The organism is Streptomyces lavendofoliae (assembly GCF_014649735.1).
Taxonomy (GTDB): domain Bacteria; phylum Actinomycetota; class Actinomycetes; order Streptomycetales; family Streptomycetaceae; genus Streptomyces; species Streptomyces lavendofoliae.
The window spans coordinates 75,075-101,145 of sequence record NZ_BMTP01000018.1 but is presented as its reverse complement, the minus strand read 5'-3'; the positions used below and the strand labels follow the sequence as shown (position 1 = coordinate 101,145).

General features: G+C 71.7%; 23 protein-coding genes. 4 read left to right on the top strand and 19 right to left on the bottom strand.

The window, feature by feature from the left end:
* The first annotated feature begins 24 nt into the window (after positions 1-24).
* Positions 25-1,251 (top strand): fumarylacetoacetase, encoded by a 1,227-nt coding sequence (fahA, locus tag IE109_RS27950; RefSeq protein WP_189554139.1) that lies wholly within the window; start codon positions 25-27, stop codon positions 1,249-1,251.
* 184 nt (positions 1,252-1,435) lie between these two features.
* On the opposite strand, the gene IE109_RS27945 is transcribed toward fahA, so the two are convergent.
* The 16 genes from IE109_RS27945 to IE109_RS27870 all read right to left on the bottom strand — a co-directional run bounded on the left by IE109_RS27945 (position 1,436) and on the right by IE109_RS27870 (position 19,351).
* The gene (locus tag IE109_RS27945; protein ID WP_189554138.1) at positions 1,436-2,239 is read right to left on the bottom strand and encodes a dioxygenase family protein; all 804 of its coding nucleotides are present in this window, start codon (positions 2,237-2,239) and stop codon (positions 1,436-1,438) included.
* 40 nt (positions 2,240-2,279) lie between these two features.
* Positions 2,280-3,248, bottom strand: a complete 969-nt coding sequence (locus IE109_RS27940; RefSeq protein WP_189554137.1) for a helix-turn-helix transcriptional regulator — start codon at positions 3,246-3,248, stop codon at positions 2,280-2,282.
* A 109-nt stretch (positions 3,249-3,357) separates the two neighbouring features.
* Positions 3,358-5,019 (bottom strand): NADH-quinone oxidoreductase subunit NuoN, encoded by a 1,662-nt coding sequence (nuoN, locus tag IE109_RS27935; RefSeq protein ID WP_189554136.1) that lies wholly within the window; start codon positions 5,017-5,019, stop codon positions 3,358-3,360.
* The gene (locus IE109_RS27930; RefSeq protein ID WP_189554135.1) at positions 5,016-6,602 is read right to left on the bottom strand and encodes an NADH-quinone oxidoreductase subunit M; all 1,587 of its coding nucleotides are present in this window, start codon (positions 6,600-6,602) and stop codon (positions 5,016-5,018) included. The genes nuoN and IE109_RS27930 overlap by 4 nt, the downstream gene beginning before the upstream one ends.
* A 7-nt stretch (positions 6,603-6,609) precedes the next feature.
* Positions 6,610-8,550: an NADH-quinone oxidoreductase subunit L gene (gene nuoL / locus IE109_RS27925; protein WP_189554134.1), complete on the bottom strand. Its 1,941-nt coding sequence runs from the start codon at positions 8,548-8,550 to the stop codon at positions 6,610-6,612.
* Between the two features lie 11 nt (positions 8,551-8,561).
* On the bottom strand, positions 8,562-8,861 hold the full coding sequence (nuoK, locus tag IE109_RS27920; protein WP_189554133.1) for an NADH-quinone oxidoreductase subunit NuoK: 300 nt from the start codon (positions 8,859-8,861) through the stop codon (positions 8,562-8,564).
* Positions 8,858-9,709, bottom strand: a complete 852-nt coding sequence (locus tag IE109_RS27915) for an NADH-quinone oxidoreductase subunit J (protein WP_189554132.1) — start codon at positions 9,707-9,709, stop codon at positions 8,858-8,860. Before IE109_RS27915 ends, nuoK begins: the two co-directional genes overlap by 4 nt.
* Positions 9,706-10,332, bottom strand: coding sequence for an NADH-quinone oxidoreductase subunit NuoI (gene nuoI, locus IE109_RS27910; RefSeq protein ID WP_189554158.1), 627 nt, complete (start codon positions 10,330-10,332; stop codon positions 9,706-9,708). The genes IE109_RS27915 and nuoI overlap by 4 nt, the downstream gene beginning before the upstream one ends.
* Positions 10,319-11,677, bottom strand: coding sequence for an NADH-quinone oxidoreductase subunit NuoH (nuoH, locus tag IE109_RS27905; RefSeq protein ID WP_189554131.1), 1,359 nt, complete (start codon positions 11,675-11,677; stop codon positions 10,319-10,321). The genes nuoI and nuoH overlap by 14 nt, the downstream gene beginning before the upstream one ends.
* Entirely contained in the window at positions 11,674-14,163 is a 2,490-nt protein-coding gene (locus IE109_RS27900) for an NADH-quinone oxidoreductase subunit G (RefSeq protein ID WP_373297790.1), read from the bottom strand. The genes nuoH and IE109_RS27900 overlap by 4 nt, the downstream gene beginning before the upstream one ends.
* Before the next feature lie 5 nt (positions 14,164-14,168).
* Positions 14,169-15,512, bottom strand: a complete 1,344-nt coding sequence (nuoF, locus tag IE109_RS27895; protein ID WP_189554129.1) for an NADH-quinone oxidoreductase subunit NuoF — start codon at positions 15,510-15,512, stop codon at positions 14,169-14,171.
* Positions 15,512-16,354 carry an NADH-quinone oxidoreductase subunit NuoE gene (nuoE, locus tag IE109_RS27890; protein WP_189554157.1) on the bottom strand — a complete coding sequence of 281 codons (843 nt, stop codon included), beginning with the start codon at positions 16,352-16,354 and terminating at the stop codon, positions 15,512-15,514. The genes nuoF and nuoE overlap by 1 nt, the downstream gene beginning before the upstream one ends.
* A 20-nt stretch (positions 16,355-16,374) precedes the next feature.
* Positions 16,375-17,697 (bottom strand): NADH-quinone oxidoreductase subunit D, encoded by a 1,323-nt coding sequence (locus tag IE109_RS27885; RefSeq protein WP_189554128.1) that lies wholly within the window; start codon positions 17,695-17,697, stop codon positions 16,375-16,377.
* The gene (locus tag IE109_RS27880; RefSeq protein WP_189554127.1) at positions 17,694-18,422 is read right to left on the bottom strand and encodes an NADH-quinone oxidoreductase subunit C; all 729 of its coding nucleotides are present in this window, start codon (positions 18,420-18,422) and stop codon (positions 17,694-17,696) included. Before IE109_RS27880 ends, IE109_RS27885 begins: the two co-directional genes overlap by 4 nt.
* Complete coding sequence (locus IE109_RS27875; protein WP_064070020.1) at positions 18,419-18,973, bottom strand: NuoB/complex I 20 kDa subunit family protein; 555 nt, start codon at positions 18,971-18,973, stop codon at positions 18,419-18,421. Before IE109_RS27875 ends, IE109_RS27880 begins: the two co-directional genes overlap by 4 nt.
* An 18-nt stretch (positions 18,974-18,991) precedes the next feature.
* Positions 18,992-19,351, bottom strand: coding sequence for an NADH-quinone oxidoreductase subunit A (locus IE109_RS27870; RefSeq protein WP_064070021.1), 360 nt, complete (start codon positions 19,349-19,351; stop codon positions 18,992-18,994).
* 692 nt (positions 19,352-20,043) lie between these two features.
* On the opposite strand from IE109_RS27870, the gene IE109_RS27865 reads away from it, so the two are divergent.
* On the top strand, positions 20,044-20,892 hold the full coding sequence (locus tag IE109_RS27865) for a C40 family peptidase (RefSeq protein ID WP_189554126.1): 849 nt from the start codon (positions 20,044-20,046) through the stop codon (positions 20,890-20,892).
* Here IE109_RS27865 and IE109_RS27860 read toward each other — a convergent pair.
* Together IE109_RS27860 and IE109_RS27855 are read right to left on the bottom strand one after the other, a co-directional pair.
* The gene (locus tag IE109_RS27860) at positions 20,856-22,142 is read right to left on the bottom strand and encodes a benzoate/H(+) symporter BenE family transporter (RefSeq protein ID WP_189554125.1); all 1,287 of its coding nucleotides are present in this window, start codon (positions 22,140-22,142) and stop codon (positions 20,856-20,858) included. The two genes, IE109_RS27865 and IE109_RS27860, sit on opposite strands and share 37 nt — an antisense overlap.
* 23 nt (positions 22,143-22,165) lie before the next feature.
* Positions 22,166-23,056 carry an NAD(P)-dependent oxidoreductase gene (locus IE109_RS27855; protein WP_189554124.1) on the bottom strand — a complete coding sequence of 297 codons (891 nt, stop codon included), beginning with the start codon at positions 23,054-23,056 and terminating at the stop codon, positions 22,166-22,168.
* Between the two features lie 105 nt (positions 23,057-23,161).
* Here IE109_RS27855 and IE109_RS27850 point away from each other — a divergent pair, with 105 nt between their 5' ends.
* Entirely contained in the window at positions 23,162-24,172 is a 1,011-nt protein-coding gene (locus IE109_RS27850; RefSeq protein ID WP_189554123.1) for a helix-turn-helix domain-containing protein, read from the top strand.
* Here IE109_RS27850 and IE109_RS27845 read toward each other — a convergent pair.
* On the bottom strand, positions 24,138-25,430 hold the full coding sequence (locus tag IE109_RS27845; protein WP_189554122.1) for a geranylgeranyl reductase family protein: 1,293 nt from the start codon (positions 25,428-25,430) through the stop codon (positions 24,138-24,140). The two genes, IE109_RS27850 and IE109_RS27845, sit on opposite strands and share 35 nt — an antisense overlap.
* A gap of 98 nt (positions 25,431-25,528) precedes the next feature.
* On the opposite strand from IE109_RS27845, the gene IE109_RS27840 reads away from it, so the two are divergent.
* A complete protein-coding gene (locus IE109_RS27840; protein ID WP_189554121.1) occupies positions 25,529-26,059 on the top strand; it encodes a GNAT family N-acetyltransferase in 531 nt (176 codons plus the stop codon).
* The last annotated feature ends 12 nt before the right edge of the window (positions 26,060-26,071 follow it).

Here is a 26,071-nt window from a genome sequence, read left to right as displayed (position 1 = left end):
ACGTGGAAAGCGAGGCAAGCACCGATGCCCGAGCAGAGCCCGCTCGACCTGACCGAAGGCGATCCCTTCGGCCCGCACAACCTTCCGTACGGCGTCTTCACCACCGCCGACGAGCCCGGCCGCCGCCGGCTCGGCGTCCGCATCGGCGACCACGTCCTGGACGCGGGAGCGGCGGCGCACGCGCTGGGTTCCCCGTACGCGGCGCTGCTGGCCCAGCCGAGCCTGAACCCGCTCCTCGCCGCCGGCCGCACCGCCTGGCGCGACGTCCGCCGCGCCCTCACCGCCTGGGTGACCGTCCCGGCGCACCGCCCCGACATAGAGCCGCTGCTGCGCCCGCTCGGCGAGGTCACCCTGCACCTGCCGTACGAGGTCGCGGACTACGTCGACTTCTACGCCTCCGAGCACCACGCCACCAACGTCGGCAGGATCTTCCGCCCGGACGGGGACGCCCTCACGCCGAACTGGAAGCACCTGCCGATCGGCTACCACGGCCGCTCCGGCACGGTCGTCGTCTCCGGTACCGACATCACGCGCCCCGCCGGGCAGCGCAAGGCGCCCGCGGACCCGGCGCCCGTCTTCGGGCCGTCGGTGAAGCTCGACATCGAGGCGGAGGTCGGCTTCCTGGTCGGCACGCCCTCCGAGCTCGGCCGGCCGGTTCCCCTCGCCTCGTTCCGCGACCACGTCTTCGGCCTGACGCTGCTCAACGACTGGTCGGCGCGCGACATCCAGGCGTGGGAGTACGTCCCCCTCGGCCCGTTCCTGGGCAAGTCCTTCGCGACCTCGGTGTCCGCCTGGGTGACCCCGCTGGAGGCCCTGGACGCGGCCCGGGTGGCGCCGCCCGCGCGCGACCTCCCCCTCCTGCCGTACCTGGACGACGGCTCCGACGAGGAGCCGGGGGGCTTCGACCTCCACATCACGGTGCGCATCAACGGGGAGACGGTCTCCGAGCCGCCCTTCTCCACCATGTACTGGACGGCCGCCCAGCAGCTGGCGCACATGACGGTCAACGGCGCCTCCCTGCGTACCGGTGACCTCTACGGCTCCGGCACGGTCAGCGGCCCGGAGGTCCACCAGCGCGGCTCGCTGCTGGAGCTGACCTGGAACGGCCAGGAGCCGCTGGAACTGTCCACCGGCAAGCGGACGTTCCTGGAGGACGGCGACGAGGTCACGCTGACGGCCTGGGCCCCGGGCCCCGACGGCACGAAGGTCGGCCTCGGCGAGGTCACCGGACGGATCACCCCCGCGCGGTGAGCCGCGCCCGGCCGCGCGCTGCCGGGCGCCGGCCGAACCGCCCGCCCGGTATGCGCGCCCCCGGCCGGCGGCGCGGCGACCGGCGGGACCCGGGGGCAGGTCCACCGAGCGGAGCCCCCGGGTCCGCCGCCCCGGCACCGGGGACCGACCGGTCAGCCGGCCTGCGGCACCGGGGACCGACCGGTCAGCCGACCCGCCACAGGGCCGGCGCGCTCGGGGGCTCCCAGCCCGGCTGCGCCGTGTGGCCCTGGAGGCAGGCGTACGCCGCTCCCCCGTACGTGACGCGGTCGCCCGGCCGGTAGGCGGTGCCCACCGTCCAGGTGGTCCCGCCGGGCGGCGGGGTGGGCCCGGGACCCGGTGTCTGCGGCACGTCGAGCACGAAGTCGAACGCCGCCTCCCTGGCGCCGCCCGCGTCCCGCACGGTCATCAGCAGCCGGGGGTCGAACAGCGCGTCGGTGTTGTTGCGGGGCTCGCCGGGGAAGTAGAGCTGCGTCGTCAGCACCGGGCGGCCGGGGGCCTGCACCTTGACGTGCAGGTGCCGGGTGCGGCCCGGGTACAGCCCCGGCACGATGGTGGTCAGCGTGAACGCCCCTCCCCCACCGGTGAACTGGTGGCCGCGGAACCGGAAGCCCGCGTTGTCGTAGGCCCCGTTGACGTCCGCCTGCCAGAAGTCCAGCAGCACCCCGCCGAGCGGGCGGCAGGCGAGCCCGAAGACGTACCCGGTGACGGTGAGGCGCACACCGGGGGTGCCGGGCTCCAGCAGCGAGGTGCGCCGGGGCGAGTTCGGCTTGAAGTAGGGGCCTTCCATCTGCGGCGGGGTGGGGTCGTCGCCGTCGTCGCAGGTGGGGGTCAGTTCGGGCGCCGGGCCGTTCGTCGTGCCGCTGACCGTGCGGGCCAGCGCCGGCACGCCCATCAGCGCGGCGGGTGTGGAGACGCCCGCGGCGAGCGCGGCGCGCAGCACGGTCTTTCGGCTGGGGTGTCCGTCCATGCCTGCTCCTCATGGGGGCGGTCGGGGATCGGCACCGAACCTACGCAGCCGGTTCCGGGCGGGCGATGGACTCGATCCGGTGGTCGTGGTGAATACCGTCGCCGTGTGCCTCGCCGCCCCGCCGGAACGTGCCGGGGCTCAGTCCGGTCTCCCGCCGGAAGAAGCGGCAGAAGTACGCCGGATCGTCCATCCCGACGCGTGCCGCCACCTGGCGCACCGTCAGTTCGGTGTGCGCGAGGAGCCGCTTGGCCTCGTGGGTGCGGGCCTCCCGGACCAGCTGGCCGGGGGTCCGGCCGGTGGCGGCCTTGACGGCCTCGGTGAGGTAGCCGGTCGTCACACCGATGTGCGCGGCGCAGGCGCGTACCGACCACAGGTCCGGATCGGTGCGGGCCAGCAGCCGGGCGAACGCCTCCGCGACGGCACCCGGCCGGGTGGTGCCCGGGGGCGCCTGGGCGGTGGCGGCGCCGGGGGCGGGCAGCCGGGCGGCGCGCACGACGAGGATGTGCAGCAGGGCGCGCAGGACGCTCTCGAACCCGTCGGCACCACGCCGGTACTCCTCCTGGAGGTCGGCCAGCAGGCGCCCGGTCCGCTCGTGGTCGGGCCGGTCGAGCGTGAGCCAGGGGCGTCCGGCGAAGCCCCGCAGCACCTCCCGGTCGCCGGGGTGGTCGAGCAGGAAGTCCTCGGTGAACAGCACCACCGTGCCGTCGAGCCCTTCCGCGTCCTGCCAGTGGTGGACCTGGCCCGGCACGATGACGCACAGGTGGGGCGGGCGCAGCTCCCAGCGGGCGAGGTCCAGTACGTGCGTGCCGGTCCCGGCCGTGACGTGGACGATCTCGTAGAAGGTGTGCCGGTGCGGGAAGGCGGCGCGGGACATCGGGCCGATGGTGTCGAAGCTGCCGATCGCGAACGGCAGCGCGTTGGGCATGGGCACTTCGAGGCGGTGCATGGGCAGCACGCCCTCCGCGGGTGCGGTGCAGGGCGTGCCGGGTAAGACGGTGGTGCCGCGCATCGTCCTGTTCCCTTCCAGGAGGTCCAGACCAATTCCCGGCCACGATGACACGCGCGCGCAGGGCCCGGCACCCCTTACGGGAGGCCGGGCCCTGCGAGGCGCCGTCGGGTCAGCGGACGAAGACCCCCGCCTGCCCGGCCAGGTCGAGGAAGTACTGCGGCGCCACACCCAGGGCCAGGGTGACCGCGACGCCCACGGCGATCGTCGTCATCGTCAGCGGCGACGGCACGGCGACCGTCGGGCCCTCCGGCTTCGGCTCGCTGAAGAACATCAGCACGATGACCCGGATGTAGAAGAAGGCGGCGATCGCCGACGAGAGCACGCCGATGACCACCAGCGTCCCCGCGCCGCCCTCGGCCGCCGCCTTGAAGACGGCGAACTTGCCCGAGAACCCGGAGGTGAGCGGGATACCGGCGAAGGCCAGCAGGAACACCGCGAACACGGCCGCCACGAGGGGCGACCGCCGCCCGAGCCCGGCCCACTGCGACAGGTGCGTCGCCTCGCCGCCGGCGTCCCGCACCAGGGTGACGACCGCGAAGGCGCCCACCGTCACGAACGAGTAGGCGCCCAGGTAGAACAGCACGGACGACACCCCGTCGGGCGTGGCCGCGATGACACCGGCGAGGATGAACCCGGCGTGGGCGATCGACGAGTACGCCAGCAGGCGCTTGATGTCGGTCTGGGTGATCGCGACGATCGCGCCCGCGAGCATGGTGACGATCGCGACGCCCCACATGACGGGCCGCCAGTCCCAGCGCAGCCCGGGCAGCACCACGTACAGCAGCCGCAGCATCGCGCCGAACGCGGCGACCTTCGTGGCGGCGGCCATGAAGCCGGTGACCGGCGTCGGGGCGCCCTGGTAGACGTCCGGGGTCCACATGTGGAACGGCACCGCGCCGACCTTGAACAGCAGGCCCATCAGCACCATGGCGAAGCCGATGAGCAGCAGCACGTCGTTGCCCATGGTCCCGGCGAGGGCGGGGGTGATGTCGGCGACGGATCCGTCTACCACGTCGGCGATCCTGGCGTACGACACCGAGCCCGCGAAGCCGTACATGAGGGCGACGCCGAACAGCAGGAACGCCGACGAGAAGGCGCCCAGCAGGAAGTATTTGACCGCCGCTTCCTGCGACATCAGCCGCTTGCGGCGGGCGACCGCGCACAACAGGTACAGCGGCAGGGAGAAGACCTCCAGCGCGATGAACAGCGTCAGCAGGTCGTTGGCCGCCGGGAACACGAGCATGCCGCCGACGGCGAACAGCACGAGGGGGAAGACCTCGGTGGTGGTGAACCCCGCCTTGACGGCGGCCTTCTCCTGGTCACTGCCCGGTACGGCGGCGGCCTCGGCGGCGAACGAGTCGACCCGGTGCCCGTGGTGTGCGGGGTCCAGCCGCCGCTCCGCGAAGGTGAACACGGCGACCATCGAGGTCAGCAGGATCGTTCCCTGGAGGAACAGGGCGGGTCCGTCGACGGCGATCGCGCCCATCGCGACGATGCCGGCCTTGGTGGTGGCGTGGCCGCCGGCCGCCAGGGCGACGACGGCCGCGAAGGCGGCGGCCAGCGCCACGACGGTCAGGAACACCTGCGCGTGGTAGCGGGCCCGGCGCGGTACGAACGCCTCCAGGAGCACGCCCACCACCGCGGCGCCCACCACGATCAGCGTGGGTGCCAGCTGGGCGTACTCGATGGCCGGCGCCCCGATCCGGTCGGCGGCCGGTTCGGCCGCCGTCGTCCACAGGCTGTGGACAGCCACTGCGGCTGATGCGCTCACTTGGCCGCCTCCACTTCCGGTCGCGGGTCCTTCTGCTGTACGTCGGACATGGTGTGCCGCACGGCCGGGTCGACGATCTCGGTCAGCGGCTTGGGGTAGACGCCCAGGACGAGCAGCAGGGCGATCAGCGGGGCGACCACCACCAGCTCACGCGCCTTGAGGTCGGGCATCGCCCGCACCTCCTCCTTCACCGGCCCGGTCATGGTCCGCTGGTACAGCACCAGCGTGTAGAGCGCGGCGAGCACGATGCCGGTGGTGGCGATGATCCCGGCCACCGGGTAGCGGGCGAACGTGCCGACCAGCACCAGGAACTCGGAGACGAACGGTGCGAGGCCGGGCAGCGACAGCGTCGCCAGTCCGCCCACGAGGAACGTCCCGGCGAGCACCGGCGCCACCTTCTGCACGCCGCCGTAGTCGGCGATGAGCCGCGATCCGCGCCGTGTGATCAGGAACCCGGCCACCAGCATCAGGGCGGCCGTCGAGATCCCGTGGTTGACCATGTACAGGGTGGCCCCGGACTGGCCCTGGCTGGTCATCGCGAAGATGCCCATGACGATGAAGCCGAAGTGGGAGATCGACGCGTACGCGACCAGGCGCTTGATGTCGCGCTGGCCGACCGCGAGCAGCGCCCCGTACACGATGCTGATTAGCGCCAGCGCGATGATCACGGGCGTGGCCCACTTCGACGCCTCCGGGAACAGCTGGAGGCAGAAGCGCAGCATCGCGAAGGTGCCGACCTTGTCGACGACCGCCGTGATGAGCACCGCCACCGGCGCGGTCGCCTCGCCCATCGCGTTGGGCAGCCAGGTGTGCAGCGGCCACAGGGGGGCCTTCACCGCGAAGGCGAAGAAGAACCCGAGGAACAGCAGCCGCTCGGTGTCGGTCGCCATCTCCAGCGACCCACTGGCCCGGGCCTCGGCGATCTCCGTGAGGGAGAAGTTGCCGGCGACCACGTACAGCCCGATGACGGCGGCCAGCATGATGAGCCCGCCGACCAGGTTGTAGAGGAGGAACTTGACCGCCGCGTACGAGCGCTGGGCCGCCGCGTTCTCGTCGGAGCCCGTGTGGGCCCGGTCCCCGAAGCCGCCGATGAGGAAGTACATCGGGATGAGCATGGCTTCGAAGAGGATGTAGAAGAGGAAGACGTCGGTGGCGGCGAAGGAGAGGATCACCATCGCCTCGACCATCAGGATCAGGGCGAAGAAGCCCTGCGTCGGCCGCCACCGCCGGGACCGCGTCTCCAGGGGGTCGGCGTCGTGCCAGCCGGCCAGCACGATGAACGGGATGAGCAGCGCGGTGAGCGCGATCAGCGCCACCCCGATGCCGTCCACGCCCAGTTCGTACCGGACGCCGAAGTCCTCGATCCAGGCGTGGGACTCGGTGAGCTGGTAGCGCGCGCCGTCCGGTTCGAACCGGACGACCACGAACGCGGCCAGGACCAGAGTGCCCAGCGAGACCAGCAGCGCCAGCCACTTGGCGGCCGTGCGGCGCGCGGCCGGGACGGCGGCGGTGAGGATCGCACCGGCGGCCGGCAGGGCCGCCGTCACCGTCAGGAGGGGGAACACTGTGCTTGATTCGGACATGGCGTGGTCACACCCCCCTCATCAGCAGGGTCGCGGCGATCAGCACCGCCGTACCTCCGAACATCGAGACCGCGTAGGAGCGGGCGAAGCCGTTCTGCAGCTTGCGCAGCCGGCCGGACAGTCCGCCGACCGAGGCGGCGGTGCCGTTGACCACCCCGTCGACCAGGGTGTGGTCCATGTACACCAGCGAGCGGGTGAGGTGCTCGCCGCCACGGACCAGGACGACGTGGTTGAAGTCGTCCTGGAGCAGGTCGCGCCGGGCGGCGCGGGTGAGCAGCGAGCCGCGCGGGGCGACGACCGGGACGGGCTTGCGGCCGTACTGCGCGTACGCGATGCCGACGCCGATCAGCAGGACGACGACCGTGGAGGCGGTGACCGCGGCCGCGCCGATCGGCGGGTGTCCGTGCTCGAACGCGGTGACCGGCTCCAGCCAGTGGACGAACGCGCTGTTGAGCGAGAAGAGGCCGCCCGCGAAGACGGACCCGAACGCCAGCAGGATCATCGGGACCGTCATGGACTTCGGCGACTCGTGCGGGTGCGGCATCCGCCCCGCGTGGTCCTCGGCTGCCGGTTCGGCGCTGGGCACCGCGTCCGCGTCGGGGGCCGGCTGCCAGCGCTTCTCGCCGAAGAACGTCATGATCATCACGCGGGTCATGTAGTACGCGGTGATGCCCGCGCCCAGGAGCGTGACCGCGCCGAGGATCCATCCCTCGGTGCCGCCCTTGGCGAAGGCCGCCTCGATGATCTTGTCCTTGGACCAGAAGCCGGACAGCCCCGGGAAGCCGATGATCGCCAGGTACCCGAGCCCGAAGGTCACGAAGGTCACCGGCATGTACTTCCGCAGGCCCCCGTACTTCCTCATGTCGACCTCGTCGTTCATGCCGTGCATGACCGAGCCGGCGCCGAGGAACAGCCCGGCCTTGAAGAAGCCGTGGGTCACCAGGTGCATGATCGCGAAGGCGTACCCGATCGGGCCGAGCCCGGCCGCCAGGATCATGTAGCCGATCTGCGACATCGTCGAACCGGCCAGCGCCTTCTTGATGTCGTCCTTGGCGCAACCGACGATCGCACCGAACAGGAGCGTGACCGCGCCGACCACCACGACCGCCAGCTGCGCGTCCGGGGCCGCGTTGAAGATGGCGCCCGACCTGGTGATCAGGTAGACGCCGGCGGTCACCATCGTGGCCGCGTGGATCAGGGCCGAGACCGGGGTCGGGCCCTCCATCGCGTCACCGAGCCAGGACTGGAGCGGCACCTGGGCGGACTTGCCGCACGCGGCGAGCAGCAGCATCAGCCCGATGGCCGTCAGCATGCCCTCACCGGTCTCCCCCGCCGCCGCGAGCACCGGCCCGAAGGCGAACGTCCCGAAGGTGGTGAACATCAGCATGATGGCGATCGACAGGCCCATGTCGCCGACCCGGTTGACCAGGAACGCCTTCTTCGCGGCGGTGGCCGCGCTGGGCTTGTGCTGCCAGAAACCGATCAGGAGGTACGAGGCGAGGCCGACGCCCTCCCAGCCGAAGTACAGCAGCAGATAGTTGTCGGCGAGGACCAGCAGCAGCATCGCCGCCAGGAACAGGTTCAGGTAGCCGAAGAAGCGGCGCCGGCGCTCGTCGTGCTCCATGTACCCGATCGAGTACACATGGATGAGCGTGCCGACACCGGTGATGAGCAGGACGAACGTCATCGACAGCTGGTCGAGCTGGAAGGCGATGTCGGCCCGGAAGCTCTCCACCGGCACCCAGCTGAACAGGTGCTGGTGCAGCGCCCGTTCCTCCGCGCCCCTGCCCAGCATGTCGAAGAAGAGCACCGCCCCGATGACGAAGGAGGCGGCGGCGAGCAGGGTGCCGAGCCGGTGCCCGGCCCTGTCCAGCCGCCTCCCGCCGCACAGCAGGACGGCGGCTCCCAGCAGGGGCGCCGCGACGAGCAGCGCGATCAGATTCTCCACGATTCAGCCCCTCACAGCTTCATCAGGCTGGCGTCGTCGACCGAGGCCGAGTGGCGGGAACGGAACAGCGACACGATGATCGCGAGGCCGACCACGACCTCCGCGGCGGCGACGACCATCGTGAAGAAGGCGATGATCTGACCGTCGAGATTGCCGTGCATCCGGGAGAAGGCGACGAGCGCCAGGTTGCAGGCGTTGAGCATCAGCTCGACGCACATGAAGACGACGATCGCGTTCCGCCGGATCAGCACCCCGGCCGCGCCGATGGTGAACAACAGGGAGGCCAGATACAGGTAGTTGACCGGGTTCACTGGGCGTTCTCCTCCTTACGGCCCTGGGGCCGGGACGCCTGAGGCTCCGACGGGCCGCGCCCCAGCCGCTCCTCGGCGCGCTGCTCCAGCGCCCTGAGGTCCGCCAGCGCCTGCCGCGACACGTCGCGGACCTGGCCGCGCGCCCGCAGCGTCCGGCTGACGGTGAGCTCCGACGGCGTGCCGTCGGGGAGCAGGCCGGCGATGTCCACGGCGTTGTGCCGGGCGTAGACACCGGGCGCCGGCAGGGGCGGCAGGTGCTTGCCCTCCCGTACGCGCCGCTCGGACAGCTCGCGCTGGGTGAGGGCCCGCTCGGTGCGCTCCCGGTGCGTCAGCACCATCGCGCCGACCGCGGCGGTGATCAGCAGCGCGCCGGTGATCTCGAAGGCGAAGACGTACGTGGTGAAGATCAGGGCCGCGAGGCCCTCCACATTGCCCCCGGCGTTCGCCGTGCCGAGGCCCTCGAAGGTGTCCAGCGAGGCCCTGCCGAGTCCGGCGACCAGGAGGATGCCGAAGCCCAGGCCGCAGGCGGCGGCCAGCCAGCGCTGGCCCTTGATGGTCTCCTTCAGGGAGTCGGCGGCGGTGACGCCGACGAGCATCACGACGAAGAGGAAGAGCATCATGATCGCGCCGGTGTAGACGATGATCTGCACGACGCCCAGGAAGTACGCCCCGTTGGCGAGGTAGAACACCGCCAGGATGATCATGGTCGCGGCCAGGCTCAGCGCGCTGTGCACGGCCCTCTTCATCAGGATCGTGCCCAGCGCCCCGACGACGGCGATGGTGCCGAGCACCCAGAACTGCACGGCCTCGCCCGTGGAGGCCGCGCCGGCGGCGGCGAGCGCGCTCATGCGCCGATCACCTTCTTCGACGCGGGCTCGTCCGGCCCGAAGTCCGACGCGCCCTCCTGCGGCTCCTCCCGGCCGGCCGCGGCCTGCCGGACCGTGCCGGGCGCGGCCTCCGTGACCAGGCCCCGGTAGTAGTCCTGCTCGGTCATGCCGGGGAAGATGGCGTGGGGCGAGGCGACCATGCCGTCCTCCAGGCCCGCGAGGAGCTGCTCCTTGGTGTAGATCAGGTTCTCGCGGGAGCTGTCGGCCAGCTCGAACTCGTTCGTCATCGTCAGTGCCCGGGTGGGGCACGCCTCGATGCACAGACCGCACAGGATGCAGCGGGCGTAGTTGATCTGGTAGACGCGGCCGTACCGCTCGCCGGGCGAGTAACGCTCCTCGTCCGTGTTGTCCGCGCCCTCCACGTAGATGGCGTCGGCCGGGCAGGCCCAGGCGCACAGCTCGCAGCCGACGCACTTCTCCAGGCCGTCCGGGTGGCGGTTGAGCTGGTGCCGGCCGTGGAAGCGCGGCGCCGTCGTCTTCTGCTGCTCCGGGTACTGCTCGGTGAGCCGCTTCTTGAACATGGCCTTGAAGGTCACGCCGAAGCCGGCGACCGGATTCTGGAAGTTGCTCTCAGACACCGTCAGCCTCCTTTCCGTCACTGTCAGTATTGGCGCCACCACTGACAATCAACTCGCCGTCACGGCGCGGCCGTCGGCGAGGCACCGGCGGCAGGGTCTGACCGGGCAGCGGCGGCACGGGGAACCCGCCGGCCATCGGGTCGAACTCGGCGGGCGGCGCCGCCTCCTCCGCCCCCGCCCCGGCCTTCTTGTCGCGGAAGACGTCGACCACGAAGGAGAGGAGGAGGACCGCGACGACCGCGCCCGCCACGTACAGCACGACCTCCTGGAAGTCGTAGTTCTCGTTGCGCAGCGCCCGCACGGTGGCCACCAGCATGAGCCAGACGACCGAGACGGGGATGAGGACCTTCCAGCCGAGCTTCATCAGCTGGTCGTAGCGGACGCGGGGCAGCGTGCCGCGCAGCCAGATGAAGAAGAACAGCAGCAGCTGCACCTTGATGACGAACCAGAGCATCGGCCACCAGCCGTGGTTCGCGCCCTCCCAGAAGGTGGAGACCGGGTAGGGGGCCCGCCAGCCGCCCAGGAAGAGGGTCACCGACACCGCCGAGACGGTCACCATGTTCACGTACTCGGCGAGCATGAACATCGCGAACTTGATGGAGCTGTACTCGGTGTTGAAGCCACCGACCAGGTCGCCCTCGGACTCGGGCATGTCGAACGGGGCGCGGTTGGTCTCACCGACCATCGTGACGACGTAGATGATGAACGAGACCGGCAGCAGGATGATGTACCAGCGGTCCGCCTGCGCCTCGACGATCGCCGAGGTCGACATCGACCCGGAGTACAGGAAGACGGAGGCGAAGGCGGCGCCCATCGCGATCTCGTAGGAGATCATCTGCGCGCACGACCGCAGGCCGCCGAGGAGCGGGTACGTCGAGCCGGACGACCAGCCGGCCAGCACGATGCCGTAGATGCCGACGGAGGCGACCGCGAGGATGTAGAGCATCGCGATCGGCAGGTCGGTCAGCTGCATCGTGGTGCGCTGCCCGAAGATCGAGACCTCGTTGCCGGCCGGGCCGAAGGGAATCACCGCGATCGCCATGAACGCGGGGATCGCGGCCACGATCGGCGCGAGGACGTAGACGACCTTGTCGGCGCGCTTGACGACCAGGTCCTCCTTCAGCATCAGCTTGACGCCGTCCGCGAGGGACTGGAGCAGTCCCCAGGGGCCGTGCCGGTTGGGGCCGATGCGCAGCTGCATCCAGGCGACGACCTTGCGCTCCCACACGATGGAGAAGAGCACCGTGATCATCAGGAAGGCGAAGCAGAAGACGGCCTTGACCACCACGAGCCACCAGGGGTCGCGGCCGAACAGGGACAGGTCCTCCGCAGCCAGGGTGTACGGGATCATGCCTCCACCTCCGTGGCGGCCTCGGACGTCGGGGTCGTCGGGGCGAGGCGGACCAGCTGTCCGGGCGCCGCGCCCAGGGCGGACAGGACGCCGCCCGGGGTCGAGTTCAGCGGCAGCCAGACCACCCGGTCGGGCATCTCCGTGACCTCCAGGGGGAGCTCGACCGAACCGGCCGGGCCGGTCACCGACAGCGGGTCGCCGTCCTTGACGCCGGTCTCCGCCGCCGTGGCCGCCGAGAGGCGGGCGGGGGCGGCGTGCCGCGTGCCCGCCAGGGCCTCGTCGCCCTGCTGGAGGACGCCCAGGTCCAGCAGCATCCGGTGCCCGGCCAGCACCGCCTCGCCCTCGCCCGCGCGGGGCAGCGGTACGGCGGATTCCACCGGGTCGCCCGCCCGCGTGCCGTCCCAGGCGCCGAGCCGGTCCATCTCGCGCCGCACGGCCTTCACGTCCGGCAGCGCGAAGTGGACGTCGAGGGTGTCGGCCAGCATGTGCAGCACCCGCGCGTCCGTCGGGGCGAGCGTGCGCGCCATGTGCTGCGGCTTGAGCGCGGCCTCGAACATCCGCACCCGGCCCTCCCAGTTGAGGAAGGTGCCGGACTTCTCCGCGACCGCGGCCACCGGCAGGACCACGTCCGCCCGCTCGGTGACCTCGCCCGGCCGCAGCTCCAGCGACACCACGAACGCCGCGTCCAGGGCCTCACGCGCGCGTGCCGCGTCCGGCAGGTCCGCCACCTCGACGCCGGCGACCACCAGGGCGCCGAGCTCTCCGGTGGCCGCGGCCTCCAGGATCTGGCCCGTGTCCCGGCCGTACCGGTGCGGCAGCTCCCGGACGCCCCACGCCGCGGCGACCTCCTCACGCGCGCGCGGATCGGTCGCGGGGCGCCCGCCCGGCAGCAGCGAGGGGATCGCGCCCGCCCACACCGCGCCGCGCTCACCGGCCCGGCGCGGGATCCACACCAGGTCCGCCCCGGTGGCCGCCGAGGCGCGCACCGCCGCGGACAGCCCGCCCGGCACTCCCGCCAGCCGCTCACCGACCACGATGACCGCGCCCGGCTCCCGCAGCGCCGTGGCCGCGGCGGCGCCGTCGGCGTCCAGCCCCGTCCCCGAGGCGAGCGCGTCCAGCCACTCGGGCTCGGTCCCGGGCGCCGCCGGCAGCAGGGTGCCGCCCGCCTTCCGCAGGCCCCGGGTCGAGTGGGCCGCCAGCGCGTACGTGCGCTGCCCCTTCTTGCGCCACGCCTTGCGCAGCCGCAGGAAGACGCCCGGCGCCTCCTCCTCGGCCTCCAGCCCGGCGAGCAGCACGGCCGGGGCCTTCTCCAGGGAGGTGTGGGTGACTCCGCTCCCGTCCAGGTCCCGGCCGCGCCCCGCGACCCGGGCGGCCAGGAAGTCGGCCTCCTCGCCGCTGTGCACGCGCGCGCGGAAGTCGATGTCGTTGGTGTCGAGGGCGACGCGGGCGAACTTGGCGTAGGCGTACGCGTCCTCGACGGTCAGCCGGCCGCCGGTCAGGACGCCGGTGCGCCCCCGGACCAGGCCGCGGGCCGCCGCCTCCAGGGCCTCCGGCCAGGAGGCCGGCTCCAGCTCGCCCGTCGAGGCGCTGCGCATCAGCGGCGTGGTGAGCCGGTCACGCGCCTGCGCGTACCGGAAGGCGAAGCGCCCCTTGTCGCACATCCACTCCTCGTTGACCTCCGGGTCGTTGGCGGCCAGCCGCCGCATGACCTTGCCGCGCCGGTGGTCGGTGCGGGTGGCGCAGCCGCCCGCGCAGTGCTCGCACACGCTCGGCGAGGAGACCAGGTCGAAGGGGCGGGAGCGGAACCGGTACGCCGCCGAGGTCAGCGCGCCGACCGGGCAGATCTGGATGGTGTTGCCGGAAAAGTACGACTCGAACGGGTCGCCCTCGCCGGTGCCGACCTGCTGGAGCGCGCCGCGCTCGATCAGCTCGATCATCGGGTCGCCGGCGACCTGGTTGGAGAACCGGGTGCAGCGGGCGCACAGCACGCACCGCTCACGGTCGAGCAGCACCTGCGTGGAGATCGGCACGGGCTTCTCGTAGGTGCGCTTGCTGCCCTCGAAGCGGGAGTCGGCCCGCCCGTGCGACATCGCCTGGTTCTGCAGGGGGCACTCGCCGCCCTTGTCGCAGACGGGGCAGTCCAGCGGGTGGTTGATGAGCAGCAGCTCCATCACCCCGACCTGGGCCTTCTCGGCGACGGGCGAGGTGAGCTGCGACTTGACGACCATGCCGTCGGTGCAGGTGATGGTGCAGGAGGCCATCGGCTTGCGCTGGCCCTCCACCTCGACGATGCACTGCCGGCAGGCGCCGGCCGGGTCGAGCAGCGGGTGGTCGCAGAACCGGGGGATCTCGATGCCGAGCTGCTCGGCGGCGCGGATGACCAGGGTCCCCTTGGGTACGGAGACCTCGATCCCGTCGATGGTCAGGGTGACCAGGTCCTCGGGCGGGACGGCCGCGCCGCCGCCCCCGGCGGGGCCGGATGCCATGACGGTCACGCCGTCACCTCCACGTGGTTGTCCGCCCAGGCGGTCGACTTGGCCGGGTCGAAGGGACAGCCCTTGCCCGTGATGTGCTGCTCGTACTCGTCCCGGAAGTACTTCAGCGACGAGAAGATCGGTGAGGCGGCGCCGTCACCGAGGGCGCAGAACGACTTGCCGTTGATGTTGTCGGCGATGTCGTTGAGCTTGTCGAGGTCGCCCGGCGAGCCCTTGCCGGCCTCGATGTCGCGCAGCAGCTGGACGAGCCAGTAGGTGCCCTCGCGGCAGGGGGTGCACTTGCCGCAGGACTCGTGGGCGTAGAACTCGGTCCACCGGGTGACCGCCCGCACCACGCACGTCGTCTCGTCGAAGCACTGGAGCGCCTTGGTGCCGAGCATCGAGCCGGCCGCGCCGACGCCCTCGTAGTCGAGGGGGACGTCCAGGTGCTCGTCGGTGAACATCGGCGTCGAGGAGCCGCCGGGGGTCCAGAACTTCAGCCGGTGGCCGGGCCGCATCCCGCCGCTCATGTCGAGCAGCTGGCGCAGGGTGATGCCGAGCGGCGCCTCGTACTGGCCGGGCGAGGCGACGTGGCCGCTGAGCGAGTAGAGCGTGAAGCCGGGAGACTTCTCGCTGCCCATCGACCTGAACCAGTCCTTGCCCCGGTTCAGGATCGCGGGAACCGACGCGATGGACTCGACGTTGTTCACCACAGTGGGGCACGCGTACAGACCGGCGACGGCGGGGAAGGGGGGTCGCAGCCGGGGCTGGCCACGACGGCCTTCCAGCGAGTCGAGCAGCGCGGTCTCCTCACCGCAGATGTACGCGCCGGCACCGGCGTGCACGGTGAGTTCCAGGTCGAGTCCGCTGCCGAGGACGTCCTTGCCGAGGTAGCCCGCCGCGTACGCCTCGCGCACCGCCTCGTGCAGCCTGCGGAGCACGGGCACGACCTCGCCGCGCAGGTAGATGAAGGCGTGGCTGGACCTGATCGCGTAGCAGGCGATCACGATCCCCTCGATGAGGGAGTGCGGGTTGGCGAAGAGGAGCGGGATGTCCTTGCAGGTCCCGGGCTCCGACTCGTCGGCGTTGACGACGAGGTAGTGGGGCTTGCCGTCCCCCTGGGGGATGAACTGCCACTTCATCCCGGTGGGGAAGCCGGCGCCGCCGCGGCCGCGGAGGCCGGAGTCCTTCACGTACGCGATGAGGTCGTCGGGCGTCATGGCGAGGGCCTTCTTCAGGCCCTCGTAGCCCTCGTGCCGCTTGTAGGTCTCCAGCGTCCAGGAGCCCGGCTGGTCCCAGAACGCGGACAGGACGGGTGCGAGCAGCTTGTCGGGGCTGGTCATCTCGGGTGCCAACGTCATCACTCCCCCTCCTCGGTGACCGGGCCGTCCTGGCCGGCCGGGCCGACCGGCCCGGACGGGTGCCGGGGGTCGGAGGCCGAGGTCGGCTGCGGCGCGTCGTGCGAGCTCAGGTGGCCCGAGCCGGGCGTGGGCCGGTCCCTCGGGGCCTCGCCGCGCGGGTGGACCACGCGGGCGCCGGGCGCGGTCTCGCCCTTGGCGAGCTTCAGGCCCACCAGCGAGGCGGGGCCGGCGCCGCCGGTCGCCTCGACCGCGCCGGGGCGCTCGTCGGGGAAGCCGGCCAGGATGCGGGCGGTCTCCTTGTACGTGCACAGGGGCGCGCCGCGGGTCGGTTCGACGGGGCGGCCGGCACGCAGGTCGTCGACGAGCCGTTTGGCGGAGTCCGGCGTCTGGTTGTCGAAGAACTCCCAGTTGACCATCACCACGGGGGCGAAGTCGCAGGCGGCGTTGCACTCGATGTGTTCGAGGGTGACCTTGCCGTCCGGGGTGGTCCCGTTGTTGCCGACGCCGAGGTGCTGCTGGAGCTCCTCGAAGATCGCGTCGCCGCCCATGACCGCGCACAGGGTGTTGGTGCACACCCCGACCTGGTAGTCGCCGGACGGCTTGCGCCGGTACATCGTGTAGAAGGTGGCGACGGCGGTGACCTCGGCCGTGGTGAGGCCGAGCACCTCGGCGCAGAACCGCATGCCCGTGCGGGAGACGTATCCCTCCTCGGACTGCACCAGGTGCAGCAGCGGCAGCAGGGCGGAGCGGCTGTCGGGGTAGCGGGCGACGACCTCCCTGGCGTCCGCTTCGAGCCGGGCGCGTACATCGGCCGGGTAATCGGGGGCGGGGAGCTGCGGCATCCCCAAGCTGACGTCTGTCATTACCGGTCGACGCCTCCCATCACGGGGTCGATGGACGCGACGGCGACGATGACGTCGGCGACCTGGCCGCCCTCGCACATCGCCGCCATGGCCTGAAGGTTGGTGAACGACGGGTCGCGGAAGTGGACCCGGTAGGGGCGGGTGCCGCCGTCGCTGACCACGTGGACGCCCAGCTCGCCCTTGGGCGATTCGACCGCCGTGTAGCTCTGGCCGGGCGGTACGCGGAAGCCCTCGGTGACCAGCTTGAAGTGGTGGATCAGGGCCTCCATGGAGGTGCCCATGATCTTCTTGATGTGGTCCAGGGAGTTGCCGAGTCCGTCCGGGCCGAGGGCCAGCTGGGCGGGCCAGGCGATCTTCTTGTCGGCGACCATCACCGGACCCGGCTCCAGCCGCTCCAGGCACTGCTCGACGATCCGCAGCGACTGGCGCATCTCCTCCAGCCGGATCAGGAAGCGCCCGTAGGCGTCGCAGCTGTCGGCGGTCGGGACGTCGAAGTCGTACGTCTCGTAGCCGCAGTACGGGTCGGTCTTGCGCAGGTCGTGCGGGAGGCCCGCCGAGCGCAGGATCGGGCCGGTGGCGCCGAGGGCCATGCAGCCGGCCAGGTCCAGGTAGCCGATGTCCTGCATGCGGGCCTTGAAGATGGGGTTGCCGGTGGCGAGCTTGTCGTACTCCGGCATGTTCTTCTTCATCGTCTTCACGAACTCGCGAAGCTGGTCGACGGCGCCGGGCGGCAGGTCCTGGGCGAGGCCGCCGGGGCGGATGAACGCGTGGTTCATCCGGAGCCCGGTGATCAGCTCGTACAGGTCCAGGATCATCTCGCGGTCCCGGAAGCCGTAGATCATGATCGTGGTGGCGCCCAGCTCCATGCCGCCGGTGGCGATGCACACCAGGTGGGAGGAGAGCCGGTTGAGCTCCATCAGCAGGACGCGGACGACCGTCGCCCGGTCGGGGATCTGGTCCTCGATGCCGAGGAGCTTCTCCACGCCCAGGCAGTACGCCGCCTCGTTGAAGAACGGCGTCAGGTAGTCCATGCGCGTGACGAAGGTGGTGCCCTGCGTCCAGGTGCGGTACTCGAGGTTCTTCTCGATGCCGGTGTGGAGGTAGCCGATGCCGCAGCGGGCCTCGGTGACGGTCTCGCCGTCGATCTCCAGGATGAGCCGGAGCACGCCGTGCGTGGACGGGTGCTGCGGGCCCATGTTGACGACGATCCGCTCGTCGTCGGCCTTGGCCACGGTCTGGACGACCTCGTCCCAGTCGCCGCCGGTGACCGTGTAGACGGTGCCCTCGGTGGTCTCGCGGGCGCTGGCAGGTGGAGTGGTCACGAGTACGACCTCCGCTGGTCCGGAGCCGGGATCTGGGCGCCCTTGTACTCGACGGGGATGCCGCCGAGGGGGTAGTCCTTGCGCTGCGGGAAGCCCTGCCAGTCGTCCGGCATCATGATCCGGGTGAGGGCGGGGTGGCCGTCGAAGACCAGGCCGAAGAAGTCGTACGTCTCGCGCTCGTGCCAGTCGTTGGTGGGGTACACCTCGACGAGCGAGGGGACGTGCGGGTCGGCGTCCGGGGCGGAGACCTCCAGGCGGACCAGCCGTCCGTGGGTGAGCGAGCGCAGGTGGTACACCGCGTGCAGCTCGCGTCCCTTGTCCCCGGGGTAGTGCACGCCGCTCACTCCCGTACAGAGCTCGAAGCGCAGGGCCGGGTCGTCGCGCAGGGTGCGGGCGACGTGGACGAGGTGTTCGCGGGCGATGTGGAAGGTGAGCTCGCCGCGGTCGACGACCGTCTTCTCGATGGCGTTCTCCGGGAGGAGTCCCTGCTCCTCCAGGGCGCCCTCCAGCTCGTCGGCGACCTCGTCGAACCAGCCGCCGTAGGGGCGGGTGGCCGGGCCGGGCAGGCGTACGGAGCGGACGAGGCCGCCGTAGCCGGAGGTGTCGCCGCCGTTGTTCGCGCCGAACATGCCGCGCTGGACGCGGACCTCCTCCCCGTGCGAGCCGCGCTGCCCGGGCAGGTTCTGCGCGCCGAGGTCCTTGTCGGGGTCGGGCCGGTCGCTCATCGCAGCAGCCCCTTCATCTCGATCGTGGGCAGCGCCTTGAGCGCGGCCTCCTCCGCCTCGCGGGCCGCTTCCCGGGCGTTGACGCCGAGCTTGGAGCCCTGGATCTTCTGGTGGAGCTTGAGGATCGCGTCCATCAGCATCTCGGGACGCGGCGGGCAGCCCGGCAAATAGATGTCGACGGGGACGATGTGGTCGACGCCCTGAACAATCGCGTAATTGTTGAACATGCCGCCCGACGAGGCGCACACGCCCATGGAGATGACCCACTTGGGGTTCGGCATCTGGTCGTAGACCTGGCGCAGGACGGGGGCCATCTTCTGGCTCACCCGGCCGGCGACGATCATCAGGTCGGCCTGGCGCGGTGAGCCGCGGAAGACCTCCATGCCGAAGCGCGCCAGGTCGTACCGCCCGGCGCCGGTCGTCATCATCTCGATGGCGCAGCAGGCGAGGCCGAAGGTCGCGGGGAAGACGGACGCCTTGCGCACCCAGCCCGCGGCCTGTTCGACGGTCGTCAGCAGAAAACCGCTCGGCAGTTTCTCTTCGAGTCCCATTTGGTGCCCCTCAGCCCCTCAGTCCCATTCCAGGCCGCCGCGCCGCCACACGTACGCGTAGGCGACGAAGACGGTGAGCACGAAGAGCAGCATCTCCACGAGCCCGAAAAGCCCCAGGGCGTCGAAGCTGACCGCCCAGGGGTAGAGGAAGACGATCTCGATGTCGAAGACGATGAAGAGCATCGCCGTCAGGTAGTACTTGATGGGGAAGCGGCCCCCTCCGGCCGGAGTGGGCGTCGGCTCGATACCGCACTCGTATGCCTGAAGCTTCGCCCGGTTGTACCTCTTTGGGCCGATAAGCGTGGCCATGACCACGGAAAAGATCGCAAACCCTGCCCCGAGGGCGCCGAGCACGAGGATGGGCGCGTAGGCATTCACGCTCCTCGCTCCTTCCAGTCGTCCTTGACCGATGGACCGCACCGGGCACCGTCTCGCCGCCTCGCGAAGATCGTGCACATGTGAGGCAGTTCACAAGCCCGACTGCTTCGCATCCTATGCCCGTCGATCTGTGATCTGCGACACGGGGTACAGCAACGCTCTTGTGATCTCCACCACCCGACGAAGGATCATGAATCACCGACAGAGGTGATCTTCGCACCGCCCGTGTTCAGACACTCACAAGACGTGACATTTCCAGCGGTCGGGGCAGGTCAGAGCGGCCTCGCTTTATCAAGGGATGGCCAGTACAGGCAAATTGGCCATGGACCCGCCGGGGTGATAAAGAGCCTCGGTTCACTCCCGCGAGGGGCCCGCGGGTACCGAAGTGGACACGTGCGCGCTTTCACGATCTTCCGGGCATCCCCGGTGGCGACCTCGCCGTGACCTGTGTCACTCGCGGCGGGGCCCGACGAAAGCGGGCTTGGCCACCGGAGTGAAGGAGTGGTAAGCGCACGGCAATTCGGACGTTTCGCGGAAAACCCATGATCACGGGCCTGATCGCCCCAGCCCGGTTTGTCCGTTACGGCGTCAATAAGGGCCCGACGGAACCGGATTCACCGAATCCGCCCGCAACTGTGGCGCAACACACGTTTCTTGATGGGAACCGTGCAGCCCTGATAGCGGTTGTACTCATGTCCCACACCGCTCACATACCCAGCCACCGGAAGCCCCGCCGCAGCGCTTCGAAGCTCGCGCTGCGGGCCGGAGTTGCCGGTGGCGTCCTCGGCACCATCGCGGTGGCCGGTGCTGCCGGGCCGGCGAACGCCGAGCCGGTGACCGAGACCATCGAAATGCCCACCCTCAACGCGGACCTGTCCGCGGACCTGTCGAGCGCCGTGGCCGCCTCCGCCGAGGCGACCCAGCAGATCGCGCTCGACCAGGAGCTCCAGGCCCAGGAGGACGCCGCGGCCGCCAAGGCCGCGAAGGACGCCAAGAAGGCCAAGGCCGAGGCCGAGCGCAAGGCCGAGGCCGAGGAGGCCGAGCGCAAGGCCGAGGCCAAGGCGCAGGCCGAGGCCGCCGAGCGCGCCTCCCGCTCCGCCGAGCGCACCACGCTGTCCGCGTCCGCCGGTTCCTCCTCCGACGAGGACGGCGGCGGCTCCTCCTCCTACGACTCCGGCCAGGCGACCGGCTCCGCCGCGGCGATCGTGGCCTTCGCCCGCGCCCAGGTCGGCGACGCGTACGTCATGGGCAGCACCGGCCCCAACTCCTGGGACTGCTCCGGGCTCGTCCAGGCCGCCTACCGCCAGGCCGGCATCGAGCTCCCGCGCGTCTCGGGCGACCAGTCCAGCCGCGGCACCTCCGTCTCGCTGGACAACCTCCAGCCGGGCGACATCCTCTACTGGGGCAGCCGGAGCAACTCGTACCACGTGGCGATCTACGTGGGCGGTGGCATGTTCGTCGGCGCGCAGAACCCCGGCACCGGTGTCGTCGAGCGGTCGCTCGACTACGACATGCCGTCCGGCGCGGTCCGCGTGCTCTGAGCCGTAGCCGCACGGTGTGAAGGACCGTCGCTCCCCCGCTCGGGGAGGGAGCGACGGTCCTTCGGCGTGCCCGCGCCCAGCAGGACGTGCGCGCCGACGCCGGCGATCAGGCCCCAGAACGGCGAGCCGATGCCCGCGATCGTGACGCCCGACGCGGTGGCCAGGAACGTGATGACGGCCGCCTCCCGGTGGCGCTCGTCGGCGACCGTACGGGCCAGGCTGCCCGCGATCGAGCCCAGCAGCGCCACCCCCGCGAGCGTGGCGACCAGCGCGTCCGGCAACCCCGTGAACAGCGCGACCAGGGTGGAGCCGAAGCAGCCGACCACCAGGTAGCCGACCCCGCACGCCACCCCGGCGATCCACCGCTTCGCCGGATCCCGGTGCGCGTCCGGCCCGGTGCAGATCGCCGCCGTGATGGCCGCCGGGTTCACCGCGTGCGACCCGAACGGTGCCAGCAGCACCGACACCAGGCCCGTCGTCCCGCACACCACCCTGCTGTCCGGCCGGTAGCCCGCCGCCTCCAGGACGGCGACGCCCGGGGCGTACTGCCCCGCCAGGGTCGCCACCAGCAGCGGCACGCCGATCCCCACGAGCGCCCCGACCGAGAACTGAGGCACCGTGACATGCGGGACGGCGAGCCCCAGTCCGGGCAGATCGAACCGGAGCCCGCCCGTCGCCCCCGCCACCGCCAGCCCGGCCGCCAGCGCGCACACCACGGCGTACGTCGGTACCAGGCGCCGCGCCACCAGGTACGCCAGCAGCATCCCGCCGGCCTGCAGCGGGGCCGTACGCATGGAGGTGAAGACGGCCGTGCCGAAGGAGAACAGCGTCCCGGCGAGCATCGCCGCCACCACACCGGGCGGGACGCGGGCCATCACGCGCGCGAAGACCCCCGTCGCCGTGAGCGCGGTGGCGGCCACACCCGCCGCCAGGAACGCGCCGACGGCCTCGGCGTAGCCGTGCTGCGGCAGCGCGGTGACCAGGATCGCCGCGCCGGGCGTGGAGAACGCGGTGATGACCGGTGCGCGACTCCACCAGCTGAGCCCCACGCAGGTGACCCCCGCCCCGACGGAGACCGCCCACACCCATGACGAGGTCTGGGCCGCCGACAGCCCCGCCGCCGACGCGGCGGCCAGGACGAGCGCGAGCGGCCCCGCGTACGAGACCACCATGGCGACCGTCCCCGCGGTCACGGCGGTCAGCGGAACGGCCCCGCCGGTGCGTATCGGCCCACGCGGCTCACTGATCATGCGCTCATCGTGCCGTACCGTGATCAGGGCCTGCGGAACGCGTCCACCAGGCGGGCGTAGCTGTCGCCACCGTGGCCCGCCGCGACCGCCTTGGCCATCAGCTCCCGGTGGAGTTCGGGCAGCCGCCCGTCGACGCCCCGCTCCCGGCCCGCGTGCAGCAGGTGCTCGACGGCGGCGAGCTGGACGTCGATGGTGGCGTCGTCGCCCGGGTAGTGACCGGCGTCGATCTGACCGGCGTACCGGTCCAGGAAGCCACCCACGGTCGTCAGCCAGCGGAGGGCGACCGGGGTGAACGCGCCCGCCGCCACCCCGTCCGCCCCGACCAGGGCCGTGGCGTGCAGCCAGCCGCCGAACACCGACCACATCAGCCCCAGCAGCCCCGCGTCGTACAGCGAGGCCAGCCCGGCGTCCGGGCCCAGGTCGATCGGGTCGCCCAGCGCGGCGAGGGTCGCCCGGTGCGCGGCGAACGCCTCGGGCGACCCGCTGTAGAGGATCATGCTCGTGCGCAGCCCCACGCCCTCCGGCGTCGTCATGATGCCGCCGTCCAGGTATCCGATGCCGTGACCGGACGCCCAGGCGGCCATCTCGCGGGCCTGCTCCGGCGATCCGGACGTCAGGTTGACCAGGGTGCGGCCCGCGAGGGAACCGGCGACCGGCTCCAGCAGGGCGCTGGTGGCCGCGTGGTCCAGGACGCAGACGACGACGAGGCCGCTCGCGGTGACGGCGTCGGCGACCGTGTCCGCCCGGACCGCGCCCGCGGCGGCGAGGGCGTCGGCCTTGCCGGGGGTGCGGTTCCAGACGGTGGTGGGGTGGCCCGCGGCGAGGAGGGCGGCGGCGAGCGCCGAGCCCATGCGGCCCAGGCCGAGGACGGTGACGGGTGCTGCTCCGGTGTGTGTGCCAGGTGCGTCATTCATGATCGTCAGACTCGCAGCGGGCCCGCGCCGCCGACAGCGGCAGGACTGCCCGTCTCCGCAAAATTCCCGCCGCGCGCCCCGCGGCACGCCGTACGCTCGGGACACATGAGCCCCGGGACCGTCGCCATCGCCGTCGTACCCGACCCCCGGCTGGGCATCTCGCCCTGGGAGATGTACGAACTGTCGATAGCCCTCGCGGTGTTCGGCATCCCGCACGCCGACCTCGCCGCCACCTGGTACGACCTGCGCCTCTGCGGCTCCGGCGGCCCCGCGCCCGGCCCCTACGCGCTGCGCACCGATCACGGCCTCGACGCCCTCGCCGGCGCGGACACCGTCATCGTGCCGTCCGTGCCGGAACGGGTCGTGGACGACGGCGAGGAGGTCCCCGCCGACCTGGTCGAGGCGCTGCGCGCGGCCGCGGACTCCGGGGCGCGCGTGGTGTCGCTGTGCACCGGCGCCTTCGCACTCGCCGCGGCCGGGCTCCTCGACGGCCGCCGCGCCACCGCGCACTGGCAGCACACCGCCCGCCTGGCCGCCCGGTACCCGGCGGTGATCGTCGACGACTCCGTCCTCTACACCGACGAGGGCACCGTCCTGACCAGCGCGGGCGCCACCGCGGCGCTCGACCTGTGCCTGCACCTGGTCCGCCGCGACCTGGGCGCCCGGGTGGCCAACCAGCTCGCCCGCCGCCTCGTGGCGCACGCCCATCGCGCGGGCGGCCAGGCCCAGTTCATCGACACCCCGGTGCCACCCGCCGACGGCGACGGCCTCGGGCCCGTGCTCCAGTGGGCCGTCGAGCACCTCGCCGACCCGCTGACCGTCGACGACCTGGCGCGCCGCGCCGGGATGAGCCCGCGCAGCTTCCACCGCCGCCTGCTGGAGGCCACCGGGACGACGCCTTGGAAGTGGCTGCTCAAGCAGCGCATCGCCCACGCCCAGCTGCTGCTGGAATCGACCGACCTGCCCGTCGAGCGGATCGGCGAGAGCAGCGGCCTGGGCACCGCGGCGAACCTGCGGCGCCACTTCACGCGGTCGGTGGGGGTGCCCCCCACCGACTACCGCAAGGCGTTCCGGGTGACCGTCAGGCCTTCGGGGCGACCTTCGACAGGCCGTTGATGATGCGGTCCATCGCGTCGCCGCCGGTCGGGTCGGTGAGGTTCGCCAGCATCTTCAGCGTGAACCTCATCAGCAGCGGGTGGGTCAGGCCGCGCTGTGCGGCGATCTTCATGACCTTCGGGTTGCCGATCAGCTTCACGAACGCGCGGCCCAGCGTGTAGTAGCCGCCGTAGGTGTCCTTGAGGATCTTCGGGTAGTTGTGCAGGGCCAGCTCGCGCTGTGCCGGGGTCGCGCGGGCGTGCGCCTGGACGATGACGTCGGCGGCGAGCTGCCCCGACTCCATGGCGTAGGCGATGCCCTCGCCGTTGAACGGGTTGACCAGACCGCCCGCGTCGCCCACCAGCAGCAGGCCGCGCGTGTAGTGCGGCTGGCGGTTGAAGGCCATGGGCAGGGCGGCGCCCCGGATCGGGCCGGTCATGTTCTCGGGGACGTACCCCCACTCCTCCGGCATGGAGGCGCACCATGCCTTCAGCACCTCGCGCCAGTCCAGCTCCTTGAAGGAGTCGGAGGTGTTGAGGACGCCCAGGCCGACGTTGGACGTGCCGTCGCCCATGCCGAAGATCCAGCCGTAGCCGGGCAGCAGCCGGTCCTCGCCGGGGCCGCGCCGGTCCCACAGCTCCAGCCAGGACTCCAGGTAGTCGTCCTCGTGGCGGGGGCTGGTGAAGTACGTCCGGACGGCCACGCCCATCGGCCGGTCCTCGCGCCGGTGCAGGCCCATGGCCAGGGACAGGCGTGTGGAGTTGCCGTCGGCGGCGACGACGAGCGGCGCGTGGAAGGTGACCGGCGTCTTCTCCTCGCCCAGCTTCGCGTGCACGCCGGTGATCCGGCCGGTGCGGTCGTCGACGACCGGGGCGCCGACGTTGCACCGCTCGTACAGCCGCGCCCCGGCCTTCTGGGCCTGGCGGGCGAGCTGCTCGTCGAAGTCGTCGCGCTTGCGGACCAGTCCGTAGTCCGGGTAACTGGCCAGGTCCGGCCAGTCGAGCTGGAGGCGCACCCCGCCGCCGATGATGCGCAGGCCCTTGTTGCGGAGCCAGCCGGCCTCCTCGGAGATGTCGATGCCCATGGCCACCAGCTGCTTGGTGGCGCGGGGCGTCAGACCGTCGCCGCAGACCTTCTCGCGCGGGAAGGCGGTCTTCTCCAGGAGCAGGACGTCCAGGCCGGCCTTGGCGAGGTAGTACGCGGTCGTCGATCCGGCCGGACCGGCCCCGACGACGATCACATCCGCGGTGTGTTCGGAGAGGGGCTGCTGCTCGGTCACGGCGGGGTCTCCCGAATACTCGAAACTGCGTACCGGACGGCACAGGACGTGTGCAGTCTATGGGGACGCACCGATCACCGACCCGAAGGGCCACCCCGATGACCGAGCTGCTTCCCGGCGCCGTCGAGCCCGTCCTCCGGCTGCGCGTACCGACGCACGAGGACGCCTACGCCTGGCACCGGGTCTTCGACGATCCGGAGGTCATGGAGTTCTTCCAGGGCGGCCCGGCCGAGCTGTCGGTCTACCACGAGGTCACCGCCCGCCAGCGCCGGCACGACGCCGAGCTGGGCTTCTGCCTGTGGACGCTGCTGGACGAGGACGGCGAGGTCATCGGCTTCGCGGGCGCCCAGCCGTGGCCGCACGCGTGGGGGCCGGCCGGGGAGATCGAGATCGGCTGGCGGCTGGCGCGTTCCGCCTGGGGCAAGGGGTACGCGACGGCCGCCGCCCGCGCCACCGTGGAGCGGCTGCGGGCGGCGGGGGTGGAGCGGGTGGTCGCCATGGTCAACACCCGCAACGAGCGGTCGGTGGCGGTGACGCGCCGGCTGGGGATGACCAGGGCGGAGACGTACGCCATCCCCGGCAGCGGCGGGCAGGAGGGGTACTGCTTCCGCCTGGACCTCACCGCCTGATCCGAAAGGCAG

Bases quoted from the DNA above. Each gene is read 5' to 3' on its own strand.
- IE109_RS27850 (WP_189554123.1), top strand. From the start codon at position 23,162: ATGAGCCCCGGGACCGTCGCCATCGCCGTCGTACCCGACCCCCGGCTG.
- IE109_RS27945 (WP_189554138.1), bottom strand. From the start codon at position 2,239: ATGGACGGACACCCCAGCCGAAAGACCGTGCTGCGCGCCGCGCTCGCC.
- IE109_RS27930 (WP_189554135.1), bottom strand. From the start codon at position 6,602: ATGTCCGAATCAAGCACAGTGTTCCCCCTCCTGACGGTGACGGCGGCC.
- IE109_RS27865 (WP_189554126.1), top strand. From the start codon at position 20,044: ATGTCCCACACCGCTCACATACCCAGCCACCGGAAGCCCCGCCGCAGC.
- IE109_RS27880 (WP_189554127.1), bottom strand. From the start codon at position 18,422: ATGAGCGACCGGCCCGACCCCGACAAGGACCTCGGCGCGCAGAACCTG.
- IE109_RS27915 (WP_189554132.1), bottom strand. From the start codon at position 9,709: ATGAGCGCGCTCGCCGCCGCCGGCGCGGCCTCCACGGGCGAGGCCGTG.
- fahA (WP_189554139.1), top strand. From the start codon at position 25: ATGCCCGAGCAGAGCCCGCTCGACCTGACCGAAGGCGATCCCTTCGGC.
- IE109_RS27840 (WP_189554121.1), top strand. From the start codon at position 25,529: ATGACCGAGCTGCTTCCCGGCGCCGTCGAGCCCGTCCTCCGGCTGCGC.
- nuoE (WP_189554157.1), bottom strand. From the start codon at position 16,354: ATGCCGCAGCTCCCCGCCCCCGATTACCCGGCCGATGTACGCGCCCGG.
- IE109_RS27940 (WP_189554137.1), bottom strand. From the start codon at position 3,248: ATGCGCGGCACCACCGTCTTACCCGGCACGCCCTGCACCGCACCCGCG.
- IE109_RS27900 (WP_373297790.1), bottom strand. From the start codon at position 14,163: ATGGCATCCGGCCCCGCCGGGGGCGGCGGCGCGGCCGTCCCGCCCGAG.
- IE109_RS27860 (WP_189554125.1), bottom strand. From the start codon at position 22,142: ATGATCAGTGAGCCGCGTGGGCCGATACGCACCGGCGGGGCCGTTCCG.
- IE109_RS27875 (WP_064070020.1), bottom strand. From the start codon at position 18,973: ATGGGACTCGAAGAGAAACTGCCGAGCGGTTTTCTGCTGACGACCGTC.
- IE109_RS27855 (WP_189554124.1), bottom strand. From the start codon at position 23,056: ATGAATGACGCACCTGGCACACACACCGGAGCAGCACCCGTCACCGTC.
- nuoH (WP_189554131.1), bottom strand. From the start codon at position 11,677: ATGATCCCGTACACCCTGGCTGCGGAGGACCTGTCCCTGTTCGGCCGC.
- nuoF (WP_189554129.1), bottom strand. From the start codon at position 15,512: ATGACGTTGGCACCCGAGATGACCAGCCCCGACAAGCTGCTCGCACCC.